Raw genomic sequence first — 4167 nt, forward strand, 5'->3', positions numbered from 1 at the left:
CCTCTTCAATTCAGTCACCGACCAATAACGGCCAATCGGATGCATTCCGGTTGATATCCATCATGACGAAACAAACATGCAGACGGAACACTATTTTCTGACAGTCCCAACTACACTTTAGGATAGGATGGAAGTTTCTGCCTCCGGTAGACTGTCCATATGAATGCAGCCGATGATCAGCCCCTCAAGGAAACTACCGTGCCCCTTCCAGATCTGCCCTGGCCGCTTTTGCAGGCAGTGGCAGCATTGAGCGATGCCCCTCTGTCTCAGATTGCGGAACGGCTGCGTGATGCCACACTGCCCTATCTGGGAAGCAGCGCGCTGGTCATTTTCACGGAAGACTGCACGGGGCGGCCGCAGAAGAAGGCAGGCGAGGAAGAAATCACCTCGCAGGTCTCCATAGCAGAGCTTGATGCCATTCGCACTGCCCATTCGGATGAGAATTCCTGGTTCGGGGAAGCCGAGCTGGCAGGCCAATCCCGCTCAGTACTCGCCCTCACATACCCTCCCAGCCGCGCCCTCCTCGTCCTCACGGATCCTCACTCGTCCGATCCAGAGGATAATGCTGGGCTGGACTTGGTGACGTTTCTGTGGCGCGTTGCTGCCCGGCGGATCCAAGAGAAAGTGGCCGACGCTCCGCCGGCGTACCTGATGGAGTCGCGAGCATCATCAGCTGAACGCATCCGGGTGACGGCGGAACTCACTGACATGCACTCGACGACCTTGGAGACCCTTCTTGCAGCCCTGCGCTCTCCCTTGTTGGATGATGCAGTAGCCCGCTCAACTGTCACAGACATCACCGCCAAGGCTTTGATCAAACTCCGTACGCTCAACGACCGCACAAATGACCTTGTCAAAGAGCCCGTCGCCACAGCCTTTGAACGCTTGCGGGAGGACCTACGACCGCTCACACGCTTCAGCGGTATAGAAGTCGAGTTCATTGAACCGCCGCTAAATGGAAGGGATTTGCCCGGCGAAGTTGCGCACGCGGCACGCGCCATTGTCCGCGGACTTCTGCTGGCCATGATGGAGCAACCCGACGTCAGCAGGGTCCGGACGCAGTGGGACTGCGATGGTGAAAACCTGCTGATCAACGTACGCGACGACGGCCGCGGTGCACTCGCCGCCGACGCACCGAGCATAGTCCGCTTGGATAGCCGGGTCCAAGCGGTCGCTGGGCGCCTGCAGGTAGACGTCATGCCGGGCTGGGGTGCAGATGTCTTCGTCACCCTCCCCCTGGACCCTCCCGCACGCCAGGCCGGGGATGTCGCCGGCTGGAACCTTGCTGCACGGGAACTCGAAGTGCTGCAGCAGCTTGCCGACGGCCAACGCAACCGCACCATCGCAACAACACTGGGCATCAGCGAGAATACGGTCAAGTTCCATGTACGGAACCTGTTCAAGAAGCTCGACGTCGGCTCACGCACCGAAGCCATCGCGCTGGCACACACTCACGGGCTCCGGTGATTATGCAACGACCCGGCGACACAGGGTGATGTCCACCAGTTGGTAATGGAACATGGCCGACCAGGTGACCGTGCTTGCCTCTCTGTGGCCAATTCCCCTAGGCGTGTGGTTGCAGAGTTTACCGACGGCAGCCGCGCTCTTTGCCATCGGTGAGATCCTCCTAAACTGAAGTTACGCAGGAAATGACAGGAAGATCCCCGGTTTTCCGGGGATCTTCCTGTCATTGTGTTGGGGGTGTCTGGCTACTTTCTGTAGGTTGCGGCGTGGTCGTGGATGAGGGTCAGGGCTTGGTGTTGGGTTTGTGTGGGTGTTGCGAGGAGCTCGAAAGTGCCGTTCGTACCGGCCATGGTCATCGTGTTTCGGGTCCGTGTGGCGAGGTGGCGCAGGAGTGCTTGGTAGGTGTAGGCGAGGGTGCCGTCGGCGAGTTGTTGGGTGCTTGCCTTGCGGGCTGCGGCGGCGGAGCGGGTCACGGCGGCGACGGGCTCGACGGGCACGGGCCGGTCTTCATCGGTGTAGGTCAAGGGCGCGAGGGCTTTGCGGAGGTGCCAGGTCAGGTGGCCCGCGAGCATGCAGAGGAACACGTGGGCGCGGGTGCGTGTCTCGGTGTGGTGGTAGATCGGGCGGATCTGCAGGTCTTGTGATTTCAGGCAGTGGAAGATTTTCTCCACGTTCGCCAACGACTTGTAAACCCGCACCGCCTCGTTCGGCTCCATGGTGGTGTCGGAGACGTTGGTGCGAATGACGTAGATCCCGTCCAGCTCGGCTTCCTTGGCGATGCTCTCTGGGTTGCGTACCCAGCTCAGGGACGTGTCGGTAATGGTCAGGGTGAAGTGTTTGGCCATGTTGTTTTTACCCAGGGTTTTCCCGACTCGCACCCCGGTCTTCCCAGCGTTCTTGAGCCGGCCGGCAGTGACGGCTTTCTGGATTGTTTTCAGCCGTTCCTCGGTCACATCGAGCAGCTCGGCACGTTTGTGCTTGCGCATGGCGGCCAGGGCCGGGTTGTAGCAAGCGATCAGGCGTTCTCCGGGGTAATCCGGGTGGCTGATTTCGGCCAGGTTTTGCTGATCGAACAGGCTCATCTGCAAGGGGCCTTGGTCCTGGGCGAGTTCCTGAATCGCGGTGTTCCGCAACACACTGACCCACCCCAACGTCGTGTCCTTCAGGGCCGTGATGCGGGCGGAGGTGATCATGCCCCGGTCCCCGACCATGACCATGTCCTCCACCCCCGACAGGGCCTGAATGTCGGCGGCTATTTTGATGAACGCGGTCGGGTCCGCGGTATTGCCGGGGAACACACGCACGGCGATCGGGACCCCGGCCTGGGTGGCCAGCATCCCGTATTCGATCTGCTGAACACCCCGCTTTCTATCCCGTGAATACCCGAACGCGGCCAACGGATTGTGGGTGCCGGTGACCCAGGACGAGGAGAGATCGAACAAGGCCAGTTTGTCCGGGTTGACCTCCGGGCGGAGGTACGCCCGGGTCAACGCTTTTTCAATGATCGGTTGGCGTGCCAGGAGCCAGTCCATGGCCCGATACAGCTCATCGGTGTTCACTACCCCCAGGTCATGGCCGAGGGTCGTGTCGGCGAAGAAAGACAGGGTCGCCAGTTTCGAGGACGGGGCACAAATCTGGGCTGCCAACAACGCCATGACAATCTCACGTTCCCGGCAGGCCGGTCCCAGCATTGATTCGAAACCGAGGCCGCGGGCCATGGCATAGACGGCTTCAATGTGGCCGTGCGGTAACGACCTCATGATGTGCAGGGCGGCGTCGGCGTCGACCATGGTCTTGCCCGCCAAGGAAGCCCGCAGCGTATCCACCGCGGAGTCCGGCAGTGCTGAGAGGTTCGCCAGGGTCTCGTGCTTGACCTTCCCACCTTCGCGGAAGGAGGTGCGCAACAGCACCGAACGGTACTCGACTTCCACCCCGGTCTTGTTCATGCGCCGGGCCTTACTCACGGCTACATGCATCGCCGGTGGCTTCTGTGTCATAACCTGATACTACGAGCATCAATCATAAAAGTGAAGTACTTTTCCAAAGAATTTAGTGGCTACAAATATTGACATAAAAGAGGCCCTTTCCCCGGAATACAGAAGGAAAACGGGGAAAGGGCCTACGTAACTTCAGCCTAAATGGAAATTGGTGACAAACGGTCCCGCTCAGATTCTCGATCCACGCTGCCAGTCAACGCCTCGAGGCATTCTTGGTGCACTGTGGAAATACCGAGACTCCGAACCGTTTCACCGAAGACCGCATCAGGGCCGAGACGGCGCAGTTCCTCCGCCAGGCAGTCCTGAAGGGAGCGGCGCGGTAAGGAGATCCACTGTGCGGGCTGACCAGGCTGGGTCAGTTTAGCGACGGTGTGTCCGTGCCGGAACAGCCGAATGTCACCGGAGGCCCGGGACAGCTGGACACCTCGGATCCCGGTGCCCGCGGTGTCCATGACGATGGTGACGGCGGTGCCCAAGGCCTGCTGCAGCCAAGAGGCCAGCAGGATTGTGCTGGGTGAGTCGGAGGCACCTTCTACGGCGACGGCGGCGATGGGAGTGCCGTCGGCTTGGTCCAGGACCGCAGCGAGCTGGATGCGCCAGTTGGTCAGCCGGGTCCAGGCCAGGTCGGTGTCGCCGGCCGCGTAGCTGTCTGCGATGTGCAACAGCGCTGCCCGGGGATCTGCCGCATTGGCGGAGTCGGTGATGC

Annotated in this window: 3 protein-coding genes; 1 reads left to right on the forward strand and 2 read right to left on the reverse strand. The window is 60.7% G+C overall.

The window, feature by feature from the left end; all coding sequences use genetic code 11:
• Positions 1–198 precede the first annotated feature (198 nt).
• Entirely contained in the window at positions 199–1467 is a 1269-nt protein-coding gene (locus QMG25_RS20105) for a helix-turn-helix transcriptional regulator (RefSeq protein ID WP_283462874.1), read from the forward strand.
• 242 nt (positions 1468–1709) lie between these two features.
• On the opposite strand, the gene QMG25_RS20110 is transcribed toward QMG25_RS20105, so the two are convergent.
• Both QMG25_RS20110 and QMG25_RS20115 read right to left on the reverse strand, forming a co-directional pair.
• Positions 1710–3461, reverse strand: coding sequence for an IS1634 family transposase (locus tag QMG25_RS20110; protein ID WP_283462876.1), 1752 nt, complete (start codon positions 3459–3461; stop codon positions 1710–1712).
• A gap of 137 nt (positions 3462–3598) precedes the next feature.
• Positions 3599–4167, reverse strand: a 569-nt coding sequence (locus QMG25_RS20115) for a glucose-6-phosphate dehydrogenase assembly protein OpcA (protein WP_283462878.1), incomplete at its 5' end; no start/stop codon positions are given.

This window comes from Arthrobacter sp. H35-D1 (assembly GCF_030063185.1).
GTDB lineage: Bacteria > Actinomycetota > Actinomycetes > Actinomycetales > Micrococcaceae > Specibacter.